Here is a 17,889-nt window from a genome sequence, read left to right as displayed (position 1 = left end):
TACAGAATAGTACAGATGCATCTTCGGGGGTGGTACAGATGGACGGACAGGAAGAAAACGTGACGAAGCACGAACAATTGCTTCAACATATTGAACAACTGAAGGTAGGCAGCAAAATATCGGTGCGTGGACTAGCGCGGGAATTGGGCGTAAGCGAAGGAACAGCGTACCGTGCAGTAAAAGAGGCAGAGAACTTCGGCCTGGTCGTGACCAAGGAACGAATTGGAACAGTGCGGATCGAGAAAAGACCTCGCGGTATGACCGAGCAGCTGACTTTTGCCGATGTGGTAACCATCGTCGAAGGTCATGTGCTGGGTGGAAGTGACGGTCTGGCCAAACCGCTTCACAAGTACGTGATCGGTGCGATGAAAGAGCAGGCCATGGCCCGATACATTGACGCGGGAAGCCTGTTGATTGTTGGTAACCGGGACAATGCACATTCCCTCGCACTCGAACAGGGTGCAGGTGTATTAATTACAGGTGGCTTCGGTACAAGCCGTGAAGTGAGAGTGATGGCTGATGAGTTGGGTCTTCCCATCATTTCCTCCAGACATGACACGTTTACAGTAGCTTCAATGATTAACCGTGCGATCTTCGATCGACTGATTAAGAAAAAGATTATGTTGGTGGAGGACATTATCGGTCAAAAGCCACGTCTTCAGGTGCTAAAGGTGACCAGTTCAGCCGCGGATTTTCATCTGCTGGTCTCCGAAACGGGAGAGCATCGCTTTCCGGTAGTAGATGAATGGAACCGGGTTATCGGTATCGTAAGTCTCAAAGATGTGAGCGAGTTAAAAGAGGATCAGAGTATTGAGAAGTGTGTCGTACGTCGCCCAATCACAGCCTCGCTGCAAACCTCACTGGCTTCGGCTGCACAGATCATGACCTGGGAGGGTATTGACTTCCTACCAATTGTGGATCGGAATCGTAAACTGATTGCATCCGTCACACGTAAGGAAGTGCTGCAGGCGATGCGTGATGCACAGAAGCAGCCACAGCTTGGAGAGACGTTTGATCATCTGATCTGGAACGGGTTTGCGGAAGAGCGCGGAGAGCAGAACGAATTGTTTTTCCACGGATTCATCATTCCACAGATGGCGACAGACCTCGGTACGATCTCGGAAGGTGTTCTGTTGAATGTGATGACACAGGCGGGACGGCGTGCCGCATGGGACGTTACAGGTAACGACCATGTGGTGGATAATGTAACAACGTATTTTGTTCGTCCGGTACAGATTGAAGATCAGATTCTGGTTCGTCCCATTATTTTGGAGACAAGTCGCCGGACCTGCAAAATGGATATTGTCATTTCCCGTGATGGGAATGTTGTATGCAAAGCGGTGATGACCCTGCAATCCATCGACCATGCCTAGAAAAGCGAGAAATCCTGGATTTGAAAAATATTATAAGTTCGGAAAAAAGAGAGTATCCTCTTATCGAAATAGCGCACTGTACCCGAAATCAACGTGGCTCAGGCTTGTTCGATAGATGAGGATACTCTTTTTTTGGTAAAACGTAATGACATCGTGCTAATGCATCAGGCAGATTGTCCGGATGTCTTGCCAGTTGCACCGTCTGCATGCTGCTGAAGACGGGCATAGTAACTGCGGTTACGTAAACCGGCGAACAGGTTGTACGCTCCCATAATTAGAAATAGCGCTTCCACAACGACGGATAGCGTAGAACCGGTAAACACAAACATCAGGATGAGGGAAAGAATAATCAGCATGCTACCCATCCAGACGTTGGTCCATGAGCGATAAAGACCTGTCGCGATGGGATCAGTGGTTCTGCGGGAACGAATGCTGTTCAGAGCTGAACAGACCATGGCCAGGGCAAAGATGGCGATTAGGACATATTTGAGTACATCGATGAACACAAAGACGCAGCTCCTTTTCTGGAAAGCATTTACTGCCCTTATTGTACCATGCAGGCAGAGGGCAAGGGCAGTTTTTTTCCGGGGCTATCATCTATTTCTAAGCCGGAACGTGCATCCGAATCTGTACCCAAACTTGCAGCACACCTTCCATCACCAGCATTGTTTTCACCTGAACGGTATATTCCTTTTCTCTGACCGTGTACACTTTTTGGTTCAGCATGATGCGCGTCATTTTGCTGTACTCATCGATGTTGAATACGTCGCGGCCCCGGAGCACCTCAAGTTCATCGCCCAGTTTCTGTAACATCACTTTCAGGGAGGCCTCGTCCGGACCTTTGTCAGAATCTTCTGCACGGACCTTGATTTCCTTAATGACGGTTTGGCGTTTACTGTATTTTTTCAGCGTTTTAATATCCTCCTCATTCTGATGCAGCTGAAGCTGCAACTCCTGATTGTTGAGCCACAACTCGTTGTAACTCAAGTGAAATACACCGTTGTACACGACACAACCGGCGATCATTCCCAGAACAAAGACAGCAGTCATGCGCATAAGCGGGCGGTAACGTGCAAAAGGCGGGATTCTCATGGGCGCTGTTCTGGAGTCATGCTAACCCCGTCCTCCACCACATACCCATTTCACCAGTTCGGTGCCCATGTGGGCGCCCATAAATGCGGATATTAAATACAAAATTTGTTTGACTGCCGGAGACAGATTGCCGTCCAGCACGTTGCTTTCGATCACCCGCATCGGATCGATTGTACCGCCAACGGCCGCCGCGAGCGCCCAAATTTTTATTTTCCCAGCGACGTCAAGCATCGTCTGTGTCGGAGGCTGGAGAGAGACCACCGCTCCAATACCTCCAATCATCGCGCCGCCCAGCACGATCCCAAACGCAATGAAGAAATCAAGAATAGCTTTGGACAAAAATGTGCTCATCCGGCAACACCCCTTTCAGACCCAGCAGCACACCTCCTGTCTTCGGTCCGTAACAGGGGGAGCGGCTTGTACTTCTATTGTATGGGCGTGCCCCCGAACGTTATGATAAAATAGAATAATAAAACACTCTTCAATAGGATGAATCCTTATATTTTCATTCATTTCATTAATAGAGCATTTTACATGAAAACAGAAAGCAACTTTCGGTCTGAACCGAAGGATGAAAAATACGGATAGAAGAAGATAGTGCTGTAACCTGATTCAAGAAGGTTGCTGCGACTATCCATGGCGAAAGGAAGAAAAAAACATGAGTTCTTTTGTGCATTTGCACGTTCACAGTGAATATAGTTTGCTGGACGGCGCTGCGCGTATACCGGATCTCGTGAATAAAGCCGCGGATCTCGGAATGACTACGCTGGCATTGACCGACCACGGTGTAATGTATGGTGCTATTCCTTTCTATAAAGCATGCGTCGAGCGGGGAATTAAGCCGATCATTGGATGTGAGGCTTATATGACTGCCGGGTCTCGCAAAGAGCGGGGAAGCCGGAAGGATCAGCCGATCCATCATCTGATTTTACTGGCCAAAAATATGACGGGTTATCGCAATCTGATGAAACTATGCTCCATCGGTCATTTGGAAGGCTTCCATTACAAACCACGTATTGATATGGAGAGTCTGGCTGCTCATCACGAGGGTATCATCTGTTTAAGTGCTTGTCTGGGAGGCGAGGTTCCCCAGCATTTGCTGCATGGACGCGAGGAAGAGGCGAAGCGTGCGGCGCTGCGTTACAAACATATTTTTGGTGCCGATTTCTATCTGGAACTGCAGGATCACGGGCTATCTGAGCAAAAAAGAGTGAACCCCCAACTGATCCGTCTGGCAGCAGAGCTTGATATTCCACTGGTGGCGACCAATGATGCGCACTATCTGTCCGAAGAGGACGCCGAGCTTCAGGATGTGTTGATCTGCATCGGAACAGGGAAAACGGTAGATGACGAGAATCGGCTGCGCATCGGAACCAATCAGCTCTATCTTAAAAGTGAAAAAGAAATGGCGCGTTTGTTCCCCCATGTGCCCGAGGCTTTGACGAATACGGTTCGCATCGCGGAGTCGTGTGAGTTGCAGCTGGAGTTCGGTAAATCCATTTTGCCGGAATATAGACCGCTTCCTGAAGGGAAAACTCCTTCTGCCTATCTGCGTCAGTTGTGCGAAGAGGGAATGGAAGAGCGCTATAGTGAATCATCACGTTGGATGGATACGGAGCTCAGAGTCGAACTTGAACAGCGGCTGGATTATGAGCTCCGGGTTATAGACAGTATGGGATTCTCGGATTATTTCCTGATCGTATGGGATTTTATCGCCTATTCTCACCAGCAGGGAATTGTCACCGGACCGGGTCGTGGCTCCTCGGCAGGTAGTCTGGTTGCCTACACCTTGCGTATTACAGACGTTGATCCCATGAAATATAACCTGCTCTTCGAGCGGTTTTTGAATCCGGAGAGGATCTCCATGCCGGATATTGATATCGACTTCAGCGATGAACGTCGGGACGAAGTCATTGAGTATGTTGCGAAAAAATACGGTAAAGCCCATGTCGCCCAAATTATTACCTTTGGTACGATGGCTGCCCGTGCTGCTGTTCGGGACGTTGGACGTGCACTGAATGTGCCTTACGGCGAGGTGGACAAGGCAGCGAAGCTGATTCCTGCACAGCTTGGTATTAACATTCAGCGGGCAATGGAAGCCACCCCTGAACTGAAGGCTTTGTATGAGACCAAGCCGAAAACACGTGAATTGCTCGATATGGCTATGAAGGTGGAAGGCATGCCTCGTCATGCTTCCACGCATGCGGCGGGGGTTGTCATCTCCCGTGATCCGCTGACGGATGCTGTTCCGCTTCAGGAGGGCAGTGAGGGAACGGCCCTAACGCAATATTCCATGGAAAACCTGGAGTCTATTGGACTGCTCAAAATGGACTTCCTCGGTCTGCGTACCCTTTCAATTATTGAACGATGTCTGCGCTGGATTGGTGAAAATGGCGAAATTCCGGATTTTCGTCATATTCCGGACGATGATGCACTCACGTATGAGATGCTTGGTCGAGGTGACACGATGGGTATATTCCAGCTCGAATCCGCAGGAGTGCGTCGTGTCCTGAAGGAGCTGAAGCCGAGTGTATTTGAAGATATTATTTCCGTACTGGCCTTGTATCGTCCGGGCCCGATGGAGTTCATATCCAAATACATTCAGGGCAAACACGGACAGATCGAAGTGGATTATCCACATGCGGATTTGGAGTCCATTCTCAAGGATACGTATGGCATCATTGTATATCAGGAACAAATTATGCAGATTGCTTCCCGGATGGCAGGCTTCTCTCTTGGTGAAGCGGATTTGCTCCGTAGAGCGGTTTCCAAGAAGAAACGGGAAGTACTGGATCTCGAACGTGGGCATTTTGTTCAGGGCAGTCTTAAGCAAGGATACACTGAAGCGGAGGCAGACCTGGTCTATGACATGATCGTCAAGTTTGCCAACTATGGTTTCCCGCGTGCTCATGCCGCTGCGTATGGCGTGCTTGCTTTCCAGACGGCTTATCTGAAAGCACATTATCCCATTCATTTTATGGCATCCATGTTAACAGCCGTTATGGGCAGTCACCGTAAAGTAGCGGAGTACGTTGTGGAATGCAGACGCATGAATATTGAAGTGCTTCCACCGGATGTGAATGAGAGCGGCATTCTGTTTACACCTGTGCTTGCATCATCTAGCAGAACTAGTGCTGGACAAGCGGCAGAAACCCAACGTTTAGGGGGAGAAAGTGGTGAGAACGGTACAGCAGGTTCTACGGTGGAACGTGCTGTACATGATGATCATTATTCCGGACAAGCAGAGTACGGTGAAGCACCTCTGCCGGATGACCCGGGTCCCGAACCAGACGAAGACGGTAGTGGTGCATATGAGTGGCAGGCAGCGACGACAGTGCAAGAGCAGTCCGAAGATCGAAATAATTCTGGCGTAGTGACTGTTTCTACAGCAGAACGCCTGCATGGGACTGGGGAAGAGGAGTCCTCGCATTCCGAACAGCATGGAATGTCCGCTGTACAGGAGAAAGATGGATTGTCGAATCAGAACTCTGATGCAGATACAGCAACCGGGGCGATACGTTTTGGTCTGGCTGCGGTGAAAAATGTAGGTACCCAGGCGATGGAGAGTATCATGATTGTACGGCAGGAAAGACCGTTCGACAGCCTGCTCGATTTTTGTCGTCGCGTCGATTTGCGTGTATGCAACAAACGTGTAATTGAATCGCTTATTCAGGCGGGAGCCTTTGACACATTGCCTGGGCACCGTGCCCAATTACTGGCGATGCTGGATGAGACCGTGGAAGCCGCACTGAAATGGCGCAAGGAACGCGAGGATCTGCAAATTCAATTGTTTGATTTTGTCGAGACGCCGAACTGGGAGATTGAATATCCCGAAATTCCGCCTTATTCCGGGAGCCAGCAGTTGGAGCTGGAGCGTGAGCTGTTAGGTTTGTATCTGTCTGGTCATCCACTGGATGATTACGAAGATGTGCTTGAATCCAGCGGCGCAGATCGCATTATGGAACTGACGGAAGCGGCTGACGATACGATGGCCGTCGCAGCCGGTATGGTTGTGTCTGTGAAGTCGATTACGACGAAACAGGGCAAGGCTATGGCGTTCATGGAGCTGGAAGACCAGATCGAACGCTGTGAAGTGGTTCTCTTTCCCGAAGTATGGCGGCGCAGCCAGCAGCATGTCGGGAAAGGTGAACTGCTCGTCGTGCGCGCCAAGGTGCAGCAGCAGGACGAAGGGTTCAAGCTGCTGGCTGAGGAAGTGGCGCCGTTGTCATCGGCGGCACTGGAACAGCAGCTGCGCAGCCGCGAACGGCGCGGTAAGCCCGGCAGCGGCAGTGCTTCGCGCCCGGCGGCTCCACCACGGCAGGCGGCTGGCGCGGGAGCCGGAGCACAGCGCAGCAGCGGAAGCCAAGGCCCGTCAGCGACGCACAGCGCTGCGGGTGGATCTGGAGCGGCCGATGCTAATGGGGCTGCTTCCGTGGCTCGCCGGGCCGATGAGGCCGCTGGCGGCACGGAGCAGAGTCGTGGGCCGCGAGTGATGGAGCAGCGAGTGTTCGTGAAGATCACTCCGCAGGCGGAGAATCCAGAGCTCCTCGCCCGACTGAAACAATTGCTTCAGCAGCATTCGGGTCCGGTTGCGACGGTGCTCTTCTATGAACAGCAGCAGAAGCTGCTCGCATTGAGTGATGCCTACCGGATTAAACCTTCGCCCTCTTTGTTCTCCGAGATGGAGAAGATGCTGGGTGAGGGGACGGTCAAAATAAAATAATTGGTTTTCATGCACGTAATTGTTTTCTCGATTCAAAGCGCTAACGAAACTACCGCGCCTTAACAGGCGGATGATCGTAAAACGCGAAGTTTAACGAACTACAGTAACGTCACTCAGGTACAAAACTGCGGCACGACCTATAGAATGACGAAAAAACATCTCTGTAATTGTTAAACCGCAGTTTTGTGAAAAATTGGAGCTTATCGCGTGCGTTGATTTCATTTGGTCCGAATCGAATAAAACTAAAAAGGTATCCCAGGCCATGTTCATGACTTTGAGAACCCCCTCTTATTCCCAAGATGAAGCCTGTTCGGCCAAATGCCGAGCAGGTTTTTTGTATTTATTTTACCAAATTAAATCAAGAATGAAGGGGAAGGAGATATTGAACACAAGCATGTAATATGTGAATTTTTTACATAATTTATAGGATAAGCAGACTGCCAAAGCGAATGCGCGTTTCGCATTTTTTATGAACATTTTGCGAGTTTGCCGCATACACTTGAGAACACCGAAGGACCTGGGGGTCCTCGGGGGAGCGATGCGGGAGGTCGAGATATGTCATATGAAATCGTAGAAGCCATGCTGGCCCGGCGGGGTGTACAGATTGATGCAATCGCGGAAATTGTATATCGTCTGCAAAAAGGGTACCACCCGGAACTGACTATGGATGACTGTGTCACGAGTGTAAAATCGGTACTGCAGAAACGTGAGGTGCAATATACGCTATACACAGGTATAGCCCTCGACGAGCTTGCTGAGAAACGCCTTTTGCCGCAACCTTTGCAGGCAATTATGGAGGCGGATGAATCCCTGTATGGAGTGGACGAGACTCTTGCTCTTGGCATTACCCATGTGTATGGTATGATCGGTTTAACCAGTTTTGGTTATCTGGATAAAGAAAAGATTGGTGTCATTCATGATCTGAATGAAGCAGGACCAGCTATACATGTTTTTCTGGACGACCTGGTTGCCGGGCTCGCCGCTGCTGCTTCTGCCCGAATTGCTCACAAAAATATTAAAGCCAAGAAATATCCATCGGATATCTGATTTTCTTCATTTGTGTTTTCATTCATTTGGTATCTTTTGTTTGTTCAATGGAAGGTCATCCAGGGTGGCTGTTGCTGCCCTGAGCGGCCTGAAATCCCTTTTTTGAAAAGGAAAGTCCTAGGATCATTGCATCACCATATCGGTTATCCTCGCGGGACAAATGTCCCTATAGATCTCGTTTTCTCCCCAAAGGTCCCGAACCCTTCCTTGCAGAAAAAAAGTGAGGTATGTTATCATTAGTCCAATATACGGGCTCTGAACATTAGCTTAGGGGGCGGACATGGCATGTGGACGGTGATTTACATTGCACCGACAGCAAAGGTTGCGGACAAGATTAAGACCAAGCTTTCGGAAGAAGGTTTTCTGGTACAGACCCGTCCCATCAGTTTATCCAAGCAGCAATTTGAGATTCGCGTCCCTTCAGGGGAATTGGAAGAGGTTCAGGAAGTGCTGAATTCGATTCTGCATTCCTGATTCATTCGATATCAGACGTGCCTTGGCAGATGAAGAAGTACCAATGGTACATAAGGGACTGACCGCGTAAGCGGAGTGAGGAATCGACTTGCATGTATTGTATGCTGCTGTCCTTCCTTCTTTTTTTGTTAGGACAAGGACCGACCAGATTGCTCCCAGAGACCCTACCAAGACAGATTCAAACATCGGCGCAACAATCTTTCGGTTATTGCAGGTAACATCAATCGTGCTGACAGAAGCCGCTGATCCTTGCCTTATACCGGCGGATTTTTTTGTTGTGAATGCTGGACAAGGCCCATGGCAGCGTATGGGTCGTAAGCGGTTTACCGCAGCGCGCGGATGAAGTTGCTACATGCAACGGACTGCAGGTTGCGGCCATCAAATCAACGGCTGGAGAGGTGTAGTTGTGTTCAAAGATATATTCCAAAAAAAACGGAAGTACGCCACCATACCTTCCGAGCGTGCGCTTCGTGGCGAAGGTCAGGAAGCTGGAGAACGTCCAAAACGGGAAATACCTGAAGGGCTTATGAACAAGTGCAGCAAATGCGGCACGATTCAATATAGCAAGGAATTGGAAAAAAATTTAAAAGTATGTCCGGCTTGCGGTTACCATATGCGGTTGAACGCAATGGAACGTATTGCTATGGTTCTAGATGAGCAAGGGTTTGTGGAGCATGACGCTGATATGATCTCGGTTGATCCGCTCGACTTCCCTGGATATAGCAACAAACTGGAACAACAGCGCCTGAAGTCTGGACTGAAGGAAGCTGTCATTACGGGTGAGGGAACCATAGAAGGTTTGCCTGTGGTTGTTGCTGTCATGAGCTTCGACTTCTTCACAGGCAGTATGGGTTCGGTAGTAGGGGAGAAAATTACTCGTGCGATTGAGCATGCAACAGAGAAACGCTTGCCTTTGATCATTTTCTCAACATCTGGGGGTGCCCGGATGCAAGAGAGTATTCTTAGCCTTATGCAAATGGCAAAAACAAGCGCGGCTTTGTCCCGTTTGGATGAACAGGGTGGGTTATATATTTCGGTCATCACCGATCCGACGACAGGTGGAGTTTCGGCCAGTTTTGCGAGCCTTGGTGATATCATCATTGCTGAGCCGGGAGCTGTATTTGGCTTCGCCGGTAGAATCGTCATTGAGCAGACAATCCGTCAGAAACTGCCTGATGATTTCCAGACGGCAGAATTTAATTTGCAGCACGGCCAGCTGGACATGGTGGTCCATCGCAAAGAACTTCGAGCCACCCTTGGCAAGCTTCTAGACATGCATAGTGAAAAAGGAGGGGTCTAAATGGCGGGTGAGTTGCCATATGAAGCGCCTCTGGTTGAGATGCGCAAAAAGATCGAAGAGCTCGTACAGTTTGGACAGGAAAAAGGCATCGACTTCACCGATGAAATTGCCCGCCTGGAAGAACGTTATCATAGACTCGAAGAAGAGATTTATTCCGGCATAACGGCTGCCCAGAAAATGCATTTGGCGCGGCATCAGCAGCGTCCGACGGCACTGGATCTGATCCAATTGATATTTACCGATTTCATGGAGTTGCACGGTGATCGCATGTTCGGAGATGATCTTGCGGTCGTTGGCGGACTGGCGAAGCTGAACGGAAAAACAGTAACGGTTATCGGCCAACAGCGGGGGAAAGATACAAAAGATAATATCGCCCGTTTTTTTGGGAGCGCACATCCGGAAGGTTTCCGAAAAGGGCTGCGTCTGATGAAGCAAGCGAACAAATTTGGTCGTCCAATTATTACATTCGTTGATACTAAAGGGGCGTATCCGGGTAATACTGCTGAAGAGAGAGGTCAATCGGAAGCTATTGCCCGTAACCTGCTTGAAATGGCGAAGCTCTCGGTGCCCGTTATCATAGTGGTCATCGGCGAAGGCGGCAGCGGCGGGGCTCTAGCTATGGCTGTGGGTAATCGTGTGTTGATGCTGGAGCATGCGATTTACTCTGCGATCTCTCCGAACGGTGCTGCGTCCATTCTTTGGAAAGATGCATCCAAGGCAGATCAGGCGGCCGAAGCGATGAAAATAACGGCCAAAGACCTTCTGGAGATGGAGGTCATTGAAGAAATAATTCCTGAGCCACGCGGCGGTGCTCATCGGGATTATGAAGAATCTGCGGCTGCGATAAGCGAGGCTTTGGTTCGTCATCTGGACGAGATGAAAGGTTGGAGTGGTGACCAATTGAAACAGGATCGGTATGAGAAATTCCGTAAAATTGGATCAGTCACGTTTGAACCTGAAGTGCAGATAGAAGTTCCCCAAGTGCCAGTTGAAGTCGATACAGCAGGTAATTTGTCGGGAAATGCAGAATGATGTGACGAATTTCCTATACAAATGAGCAAAAGTATAGTAAATTTAATAGTTGGAAAAAGAAAAAGAGATAAAAAGATAGACCTTTAAAATCGGAGGAAACCCAAAATGCGCAAAACAAAGATTGTATGTACGATTGGTCCATCCAGTGAATCATTGGAAAATACCAAAAAATTGATTATGGCCGGTATGAACGTGGCCCGTTTGAACTTCTCCCACGGTGATTTCGATGAGCACGGCGGACGGATCACAGCAATTCGCCAAGCGTGCGAAGAGCTGAACAAGACAGTAGCGATCTTGCTGGACACCAAAGGACCGGAAATTCGGACAGGTAAACTCGAAGTGGAGCCTATCGAATTGGTTCAAGACGAGTACATCACTTTGACAACAGAAGAAATTCTGGGCACCAAAGAACGTCTTTCCATTACGTATGCAGATCTTCCGAGTGATGTTGAACCGGGATCTACAATTCTGATCGACGACGGTCTGATCGGACTGACTGTGGTGGAAGTGCAAGGCACCGAGATCAAATGCCGTATCGTTAACGGTGGTACGATCAAAAGCAAAAAAGGTGTTAACGTTCCGGGAGTTGCTATTTCTCTGCCGGGTATCACTGAAAAAGATGCCAACGATATCGTATTCGGTATCGAACAAGGTGTCGATTTCATCGCGGCTTCTTTTGTTCGTAAAGCAAGCGACGTCCTTGAGATTCGTGAATTGCTTGAAAAACACAATGCCGGACATATCCAAATCATCTCTAAAATTGAGAACCAACAAGGTGTGGACAACTTGGATGAAATCCTTGAAGTGTCCGATGGCCTGATGGTTGCTCGTGGAGACCTGGGTGTAGAGATTCCTGCGGAAGAAGTACCACTGGTACAAAAACGCATGATCGAAAAATGTAACGTTGCAGGCAAACCGGTTATCACAGCTACACAAATGTTGGATTCCATGCAACGCAACCCGCGTCCAACACGTGCAGAAGCAAGTGACGTGGCTAATGCGATCTTTGACGGTACAGATGCAATCATGTTGTCAGGTGAAACAGCTGCGGGTAAATACCCAGTTGAATCCGTTCTGACAATGTCCCGTATTGCCGAAAAAGCAGAATCCGCTCTGCCTTACCAAGAGCTGTATCTGAAACAACGTGTTGCTCAACAAACAACAGTTACTGAAGCAATCAGCCAATCTGTTGCCCTGTCAGCTCAAGATCTGAACGCTAAAGCGATCATTACTTCGACTGAATCCGGTCATACAGCACGCATGATTTCTAAATATCGTCCAGAATCTCCAATCATCGCGGTGACAACGGAAGACAGAACTTCCCGTCGCCTTGCATTGGCTTGGGGTGTAACACCAGTCAAAGGAAGACTTGTGGATTCCACTGACGCTTTGTTTGAAAATGCAATTGAAGGCGGCGTGAAATCCGGACTTGTAAAAGAAGGAGACCTTGTTGTTATTACAGCGGGTGTACCTTTGGGTCGTTCGGGTTCCACTAACCTGATCAAAGTAAGCCAAATTCCAAACAACGCATAATTGTGTTTGGACGAGAAGCAACAGGAATGAAGCAATGGGGCGTTTGCGTCCCGTTGCTTTTTTTCCATCTTTATGACACTTTAACGCCGCTAGATACGTAAGCATTGGTATATCGAAGGAGGCCTGTAACATGCAACAACAAAGCAATGGCAGTTGGTACACTGCACGCCTTCGCGTGCGTTATCAAGAAAGTGATCAGATGGGTGTTGTCTATCACGCTAACTATTTGAATTGGTTTGAAATCGGTCGAACCGAGATGATTCGCCAAATGGGGTATACATATCGTAAAATGGAGGAACAGGGGTTACTGCTTCCGGTAACCGGACTTGATGTGAAATATCATAAACCTGCCCGGTATGATGATGACATTGTCATTTTCACCCGTATTGCTGCATTTAGTGGTCTGCGACTGAACTATGAGTATGACATAAGGCGCATGACTCCAGACCTTAATGAGCAGATAGACGTTGGGCAACGAGTATGGTCATCTGAGGAGTCCCTTCCTGGTGAACGGTTGGTTACAGGCTCTACCCAGCATGTATGGGTCAATGGGGACTGGAAGCCAGTCAGGCTGGATAAGGCAGCTTCTGAGCTCTACAGCGCGCTTGAGAAAGTGTGGCTTTCAGGAAAGGGGTAATACGTAATGCGAAAATGGATGTGGGCCCTGCTATTAATCATTCCGGTGATTGAACTGTTTGGTTTCATTCTTATGAGTGACTGGATTGGAGCCGGAAAGACACTGCTTCTCATGATTCTCACGTCCTTGATCGGTATAGCAATGTTGCAGTTTGAAGGACGAAAAGTACTTATTGATGCCAAATCCGAGATGGAGCGCGGTAAGGTGCCCGGAAGGAAAATGGTAGATGGACTATTTATTTTTGTCGGTGGTTTCCTACTGTTGATTCCGGGATTTATCACAGATCTGATCGGTTTTACACTGTTGTTTCCAGTAACACGTTCAGTATACCGTCTATTCTTCCTGGGCTGGCTGGAGAAAAAAATGAGAAACGGAAGTATTAAGTTTTATCGTGGTCCGAAAAAATAGGACATACCAGCACGAGTTAAAGAAAGGCACCCACCACCAGATTCGTTCTGATGAGCGGTGCCTTTTTTAATTTTGATGATATGCGGATAACAGAAAACAGAAATCATGAATTCATCGGACACGTCCGTTAATAATGTATGTTCGGAGATCGCGGAATACGTTCGCTCGATTGAATGCATCAAGGATAACGAGGCTGACAGGACCGATGATCAAACCGAGTACACCAAATAGCTTCAATCCGACGAACATGCCAACCAATGTGGCGAGAGGGTCCAACCCAACACTGCTGGCAAGCACTTTGGGTTCAATGATTTGGCGGGCAATCAGCACAATAAGATATACAATACTGATGCCGATCCCCAGGTAGAGATCTCCATTCATAAGCAGGTATGCGGCCCAGGGAACCATCACCAAGCCGACGCCGAGATAAGGAAGCAGATCCACCAGACCGATGAGTAAAGCAATTGTGAAGGCAGACTTAACCTGGAGCACAAGCAATCCGATCATGACAAATAATGCGGTGATGGAGATCATGATCAACTGGGCTCGTGCATAACCGAACAGTGCTTTTTTGAGATCATTCCATATGTCAGTAATCGGTTTGCGAATGGAAGAGGGCACCCAGCCCGATACGGTAATGCTATGTCTGGTCCAACTTTTGCTAATAAAGAAAGTTGACAGCAGGACCACGATTAATACGGCTCCCATATTGGGTAGAGAAGTGAGCAGGTTCAGGATCATGTTGAAAAATCCGGTGACCAGATCCGTTACTGCTGTACCTACCGTTTCGGTTGTTTTGCTAATATTGCTGTTAATGGTCTCCTGATAATTGGGATTTTCTTTGTAAAATTCATTAATTTGTCCAATTAAACTCTGAATCGTATCATTCTGAGTCCAGCGGACGAACGTAGCTTTTATCTCATCGACATGAAGGTCGAAGCTCGTCGTTAGTGAAATAACTTCCTTGACCATACGGGTTACCGCGGCAGATAATACGACGACAATGGCCCCGAAATAAATGATTAGTGATAAGGTTACAGCCAGCCAGCGGGGAAATCGGGCCTTGTATTGAAGCAACTTCACCAGAGGATTCATCGCATAGGCGATAATCCAGGCGATGGCAAAAGGATATAACAGAGGGAACAGCAGGTATATGGCAACGGCAATGAGTATGGTCGCGATAATCACCCATAAGCCGCGCAACAGGCGTTTCATTATGATTCTATCCAAGCATCAACTCTCCTTATTCCATTTCAAGCTACCATGAGGGAAGCACAGGAAGCTATCTAGTTAATATAGAGCAAATACACTGATTTGAAACGCCAGGATGTCGTCGAATTATATCTTTTCTTTTGCCTAGAGTATGCCTCATGTTCACAAAATATAGCAATAAAAACTTGATTTATAGCACGGATTTATATAAAAAGAATAAAATGTCAACCTTGTTTTTGTAAAGGTTTTCAAAAATGCTTTATCGGTCTGATAAAGAAGTTTGATGTGCGGATGACCTCGCATCATGTTCACATAAACGACAAAATCCAGTATGATGAGATAAGGAAATACCGATTGACAGATATGAAAACCGGATATTGAGGTATTTATTAATTTTAAAATGTAAATGGTTACAAAAGAAGGACGAGTGCGTTTAAGCACGTAGATGACACTCTGGATGGGTTCTTGATTTCGTTTATTAAAGGAGAGATGTAATATGACAGCTACCAAAGGTCTGGAAGGCATCGTTGCAACAACCTCTTCGATCAGCTCCATTGTAGACGGTGTGCTTACATACCGTGGTTACGATATTGACGATCTGGCAGAACATGCAAGCTTTGAAGAAGTTGCCTATTTACTGTGGTTTGGTAAATTGCCAACTACGGATGAACTGAAATCCCTTCGCAAAAGCCTGAGCGATTACGCGCCGATTCCGAGCGAGTTGATTGCACAAATCCAATTGTATCCGAAAAACATGAGTACCATGGCAGCACTGCGTTCCGCAGTATCCGCACTGGCTCTGTACGATGAGCAGGCTGACGAGATGACAGCGGAAGCGAATGAGAACAAAGCGGTTAAGCTGCAAGCGCAGTTGCCAACCATTGTGGCAGCCATAGCCCGTATCCGTCAGGGCAAAGAACCTGTGGCCCCAAAAGAAGGCGCTTCCATCGCAGAAAACTTTTTATATATGATGACTGGAGAACAACCAGCCGAGACCGCTGTTAAAGCCCTTGATCAAGCGCTTGTCCTGCATGCGGATCACGAGTTGAACGCTTCTACATTTGCAGCACGTGTAACAGTAGCTACGCTGTCCGACATCTATTCGGGAGTAACTTCTGCGATTGGCGCATTGAAGGGACCATTGCATGGCGGTGCAAATGAAGCCGTTATGAAAATGCTGAATGAGATTGGTACACCTGATCGTCTGGAGGCGGCTATTCAAGAAAAATTGAACAACCGTGAGAAGATCATGGGCTTTGGACACCGTGTATACAAAAATGGAGACCCACGTGCAAAACATCTGCAAAAGATGTCCAAGGAACTGGGAGAAATGAACAACGATACACGCCTGTACGAAATGTCGGTGAAGATCGAAGAACTGGTAACAGGACAAAAAGGTCTGAAACCAAATGTAGATTTCTATTCCGCTTCCGTATACACCCAATTGGGTATTGAAGAGGTACTGTTTACACCAATCTTTGCGATTAGCCGTGTATCAGGTTGGACTGCTCATATTCTGGAACAACTTGCGGATAACCGTATTATTCGTCCGCGCGCCGAGTACACAGGCCCAACAGATCAGAAGTACGTTTCAATCGAACTTCGCTAATGGCATCAAAACCAGTATAATAAAAAAGGATGAAGGGTATAACCTGTTGGCTAATACGGTCAGCCTGTTCATAACCCTTCCTCCAACAAGACAAGCGGTATGTTATCATACTGCATCTACGAAACCCAAGGAGGAATTATACTAATGAAATTAGAAAAATTTGCTCACCCAACTGAAGGCGAAAAAATTCAAATTGATAACGGTACACTGCAAGTACCTAATAACCCGATCATTCCATTTATCGAAGGTGACGGTACAGGCCGTGACATCTGGAAGGCTTCCAAACGTGTATTGGATGCAGCTGTTGAAAAAGCATATGACGGCAACAAAAAAATCGCATGGTACGAAGTGTTTGCTGGCGAGAAAGCATTCAATACATACGGGGAGTGGCTGCCAAACGATACGCTTGAAGCCATTCGCGAGTATATCGTAGCGATTAAAGGACCACTGACTACACCTATCGGCGGCGGAATTCGTTCCCTGAACGTAGCGCTTCGTCAAGAACTGGATCTGTACACTTGCTTGCGTCCTGTTCGTTATTTTGATGGTGTACCTTCTCCGGTTAAACGTCCTGAGCTGGTAGACATGGTCATTTTCCGTGAGAATACGGAAGATATCTATGCGGGTATTGAATACGCAGAAGGTTCCGAAGAAGTGAAAAAAGTAATCCAATTCCTGCAACAGGAGATGGGAGCAAACAAAATCCGCTTCCCTGAAACTTCCGGTATTGGTATCAAGCCAGTATCCTCTGAAGGTTCCAAACGTTTGGTACGTGCAGCAGTACAATATGCCATCGATCACAACCGTAAGAGCGTTACATTGGTACACAAAGGTAATATCATGAAATTTACAGAAGGTGCCTTCAAAAACTGGGGTTATGAAGTTGCTGAAGAAGAGTTCGCTGATAAAGTGTTCACTTGGGCACAATACGATATCATTAAAGAAAAAGACGGTACGGATGCAGCTAATGCAGCTCAAAAAGCAGCTGAAGATGCTGGCAAAATCATCGTGAAAGATGCTATTGCCGATATCGCTCTGCAACAAGTATTGACTCGTCCAGGTGAGTTCGATGTAATCGCAACGTTGAACCTGAATGGTGACTATCTGTCCGATGCACTTGCTGCACAAGTTGGCGGAATTGGTATCGCTCCAGGAGCGAACATCAACTATGTAACAGGACATGCTATCTTCGAAGCTACTCATGGTACTGCACCTAAATATGCAGACAAAGATGTCGTGAACCCTGGTTCCGTTATTCTGTCCGGCGTTATGTTGCTTGAGCACCTGGGATGGCAAGAAGCAGCTAACCTGATCTACAAAGGTATGGAAACTTCCATCAACAACAAAACAGTAACTTATGACTTTGCACGTCTGATGGACGGCGCTACTGAAGTGAAATGTTCTGAATTTGCTGATCAAATCATTAAAAACCTGTAAGGGGAGATGTGA

The 17,889-nt window shown here is 47.7% G+C and carries 15 protein-coding genes; 11 read left to right on the top strand and 4 right to left on the bottom strand.

Features of this window, described 5'->3' with window-relative positions; all coding sequences use genetic code 11:
* The first annotated feature begins 38 nt into the window (after positions 1-38).
* On the top strand, positions 39-1,373 hold the full coding sequence (locus tag ACR1R9_RS17665; protein ID WP_064639320.1) for a DRTGG domain-containing protein: 1,335 nt from the start codon (positions 39-41) through the stop codon (positions 1,371-1,373).
* A 164-nt stretch (positions 1,374-1,537) separates the two neighbouring features.
* Here ACR1R9_RS17665 and ACR1R9_RS17660 read toward each other — a convergent pair whose 3' ends face one another.
* The 3 genes from ACR1R9_RS17660 to ACR1R9_RS17650 all read right to left on the bottom strand — a co-directional run bounded on the left by ACR1R9_RS17660 (position 1,538) and on the right by ACR1R9_RS17650 (position 2,816).
* Positions 1,538-1,879 carry a YtpI family protein gene (locus tag ACR1R9_RS17660; protein WP_179087170.1) on the bottom strand — a complete coding sequence of 114 codons (342 nt, stop codon included), beginning with the start codon at positions 1,877-1,879 and terminating at the stop codon, positions 1,538-1,540.
* Between the two features lie 97 nt (positions 1,880-1,976).
* Positions 1,977-2,465: a hypothetical protein gene (locus tag ACR1R9_RS17655; RefSeq protein ID WP_076289791.1), complete on the bottom strand. Its 489-nt coding sequence runs from the start codon at positions 2,463-2,465 to the stop codon at positions 1,977-1,979.
* A gap of 21 nt (positions 2,466-2,486) precedes the next feature.
* Positions 2,487-2,816, bottom strand: coding sequence for a YtrH family sporulation protein (locus tag ACR1R9_RS17650; protein ID WP_024629128.1), 330 nt, complete (start codon positions 2,814-2,816; stop codon positions 2,487-2,489).
* 307 nt (positions 2,817-3,123) lie between these two features.
* On the opposite strand from ACR1R9_RS17650, the gene ACR1R9_RS17645 reads away from it, so the two are divergent.
* The 8 genes from ACR1R9_RS17645 to ACR1R9_RS17610 all read left to right on the top strand — a co-directional run bounded on the left by ACR1R9_RS17645 (position 3,124) and on the right by ACR1R9_RS17610 (position 13,619).
* Positions 3,124-7,188, top strand: a complete 4,065-nt coding sequence (locus tag ACR1R9_RS17645) for a DNA polymerase III subunit alpha (protein WP_433923095.1) — start codon at positions 3,124-3,126, stop codon at positions 7,186-7,188.
* A 555-nt stretch (positions 7,189-7,743) separates the two neighbouring features.
* On the top strand, positions 7,744-8,235 hold the full coding sequence (locus tag ACR1R9_RS17640) for a phosphatidylglycerophosphatase A family protein (protein ID WP_024629130.1): 492 nt from the start codon (positions 7,744-7,746) through the stop codon (positions 8,233-8,235).
* Between the two features lie 285 nt (positions 8,236-8,520).
* Entirely contained in the window at positions 8,521-8,709 is a 189-nt protein-coding gene (locus tag ACR1R9_RS17635) for a hypothetical protein (RefSeq protein ID WP_017689496.1), read from the top strand.
* Positions 8,710-9,115: 406 nt separating this feature from the next.
* On the top strand, positions 9,116-10,009 hold the full coding sequence (gene accD / locus ACR1R9_RS17630; RefSeq protein ID WP_053783533.1) for an acetyl-CoA carboxylase, carboxyltransferase subunit beta: 894 nt from the start codon (positions 9,116-9,118) through the stop codon (positions 10,007-10,009).
* Positions 10,010-11,041, top strand: coding sequence for an acetyl-CoA carboxylase carboxyltransferase subunit alpha (locus ACR1R9_RS17625; RefSeq protein WP_076289789.1), 1,032 nt, complete (start codon positions 10,010-10,012; stop codon positions 11,039-11,041).
* Between the two features lie 105 nt (positions 11,042-11,146).
* On the top strand, positions 11,147-12,574 hold the full coding sequence (pyk, locus tag ACR1R9_RS17620) for a pyruvate kinase (protein ID WP_063568089.1): 1,428 nt from the start codon (positions 11,147-11,149) through the stop codon (positions 12,572-12,574).
* 130 nt (positions 12,575-12,704) lie between these two features.
* Positions 12,705-13,211, top strand: coding sequence for an acyl-CoA thioesterase (locus ACR1R9_RS17615; protein ID WP_076289788.1), 507 nt, complete (start codon positions 12,705-12,707; stop codon positions 13,209-13,211).
* Positions 13,212-13,217: 6 nt separating this feature from the next.
* Positions 13,218-13,619 (top strand): FxsA family protein, encoded by a 402-nt coding sequence (locus tag ACR1R9_RS17610; protein WP_076289787.1) that lies wholly within the window; start codon positions 13,218-13,220, stop codon positions 13,617-13,619.
* A 111-nt stretch (positions 13,620-13,730) separates the two neighbouring features.
* Here the strand turns inward: ACR1R9_RS17610 and ytvI are convergent, their stop codons facing one another.
* The gene (gene ytvI, locus ACR1R9_RS17605) at positions 13,731-14,849 is read right to left on the bottom strand and encodes a sporulation integral membrane protein YtvI (protein WP_076289786.1); all 1,119 of its coding nucleotides are present in this window, start codon (positions 14,847-14,849) and stop codon (positions 13,731-13,733) included.
* Positions 14,850-15,327: 478 nt separating this feature from the next.
* Between ytvI and citZ the strand changes: the two genes are divergently transcribed.
* Together citZ and icd are read left to right on the top strand one after the other, a co-directional pair.
* Positions 15,328-16,440, top strand: a complete 1,113-nt coding sequence (citZ, locus tag ACR1R9_RS17600) for a citrate synthase (protein ID WP_076289785.1) — start codon at positions 15,328-15,330, stop codon at positions 16,438-16,440.
* Positions 16,441-16,584: 144 nt separating this feature from the next.
* The gene (gene icd, locus ACR1R9_RS17595; protein WP_062329572.1) at positions 16,585-17,877 is read left to right on the top strand and encodes an NADP-dependent isocitrate dehydrogenase; all 1,293 of its coding nucleotides are present in this window, start codon (positions 16,585-16,587) and stop codon (positions 17,875-17,877) included.
* Positions 17,878-17,889: the final 12 nt, after the last annotated feature.

It is taken from the genome of Paenibacillus taichungensis (assembly GCF_050994985.1).
GTDB classification, from domain to species: Bacteria; Bacillota; Bacilli; order Paenibacillales; family Paenibacillaceae; genus Paenibacillus; species Paenibacillus taichungensis.
This window is presented reverse-complemented; position numbering and strand designations above follow the sequence as displayed.

Excerpts from the sequence above, each read along its gene's own strand:
- ACR1R9_RS17640 (WP_024629130.1), top strand. The coding sequence starts at position 7,744 with ATGTCATATGAAATCGTAGAAGCCATGCTGGCCCGGCGGGGTGTACAG.
- ACR1R9_RS17615 (WP_076289788.1), top strand. The coding sequence starts at position 12,705 with ATGCAACAACAAAGCAATGGCAGTTGGTACACTGCACGCCTTCGCGTG.
- ACR1R9_RS17625 (WP_076289789.1), top strand. The coding sequence starts at position 10,010 with ATGGCGGGTGAGTTGCCATATGAAGCGCCTCTGGTTGAGATGCGCAAA.
- ACR1R9_RS17610 (WP_076289787.1), top strand. The coding sequence starts at position 13,218 with ATGCGAAAATGGATGTGGGCCCTGCTATTAATCATTCCGGTGATTGAA.
- pyk (WP_063568089.1), top strand. The coding sequence starts at position 11,147 with ATGCGCAAAACAAAGATTGTATGTACGATTGGTCCATCCAGTGAATCA.
- ACR1R9_RS17655 (WP_076289791.1), bottom strand. The coding sequence starts at position 2,465 with ATGAGAATCCCGCCTTTTGCACGTTACCGCCCGCTTATGCGCATGACT.
- ACR1R9_RS17635 (WP_017689496.1), top strand. The coding sequence starts at position 8,521 with ATGTGGACGGTGATTTACATTGCACCGACAGCAAAGGTTGCGGACAAG.
- icd (WP_062329572.1), top strand. The coding sequence starts at position 16,585 with ATGAAATTAGAAAAATTTGCTCACCCAACTGAAGGCGAAAAAATTCAA.
- ACR1R9_RS17650 (WP_024629128.1), bottom strand. The coding sequence starts at position 2,816 with ATGAGCACATTTTTGTCCAAAGCTATTCTTGATTTCTTCATTGCGTTT.
- citZ (WP_076289785.1), top strand. The coding sequence starts at position 15,328 with ATGACAGCTACCAAAGGTCTGGAAGGCATCGTTGCAACAACCTCTTCG.
- ACR1R9_RS17665 (WP_064639320.1), top strand. The coding sequence starts at position 39 with ATGGACGGACAGGAAGAAAACGTGACGAAGCACGAACAATTGCTTCAA.
- ACR1R9_RS17645 (WP_433923095.1), top strand. The coding sequence starts at position 3,124 with ATGAGTTCTTTTGTGCATTTGCACGTTCACAGTGAATATAGTTTGCTG.